General features: G+C 51.0%; 1 protein-coding gene. It reads left to right on the top strand.

Features of this window, described 5'->3' with window-relative positions:
* Positions 1–778 (top strand): condensation domain-containing protein (locus tag A4R26_RS12260; RefSeq protein WP_207625735.1); only part of this gene is annotated, 778 nt, incomplete at both ends.

Raw genomic sequence — 778 nt, 5'->3', positions numbered from 1 at the left:
TTGCGTGCGGTGCAGATACTCTCGCGTATTCACCGCGAACTGGGCGTGGAGCTTGGCCTGCATGACCTGTTTGGTAATGCAACGATAGCCGAACTGGCGCAGGTGGTAATGGTAAAAGAAAGGGCGGCGGGTTATGCACCAATACCGTTGGTAGCAGCGCGGCCTTATTATGAGTTATCGCATGGGCAGCGGCGTTTATGGATCCTGAGCCGTTTTGCGGAAGGCTCCCTGGCTTATAATGTGGCCGGGGCATACCGGATCAAAGGCCGGCTCGACATAGGAAGTTTTAAGCGATCACTGAAACGGATAATAGCTCGACATGAAAGTTTGCGAACCGTATTTATAACAGTTGACGGCGTTCCGGTTCAAAAAATAATAGCAACAGCTGAGTTCGACAGTGAAATAGAAGAGTATGACATCAGGGGTGTAGATGGAAGGTACCAGGCCCGGGCTGAACTGGAAACGGTTTTTGACCTGTCGGGGGGGCCGCTGTTGCGCACGAAGCTGCTAAGGGTAGAAGAGGAAGAATATGTACTGTTGCTGACGCTGCATCATATCATAACCGACGGGTGGTCAATGGAAGTGATCATGCGCGAGCTGATGCAATTATACAGCTGGTATCGCAGGGGTGAAGAAGACAAACTGGCGCCTTTGCAGTTACAATATAAAGACTATGCGCACTGGCAAAATGAATTGTTACGCAGCGGCAGTATGGAGGCGCACCGCACTTACTGGCTGAACCAGTTCAAAGGAAATATACCGGTGCTCGAACTGCCTG

It is taken from the genome of Niastella populi (assembly GCF_002078015.1).
Lineage (GTDB): Bacteria > Bacteroidota > Bacteroidia > Chitinophagales > Chitinophagaceae > Niastella > Niastella populi.
This window is presented reverse-complemented; position numbering and strand designations above follow the sequence as displayed.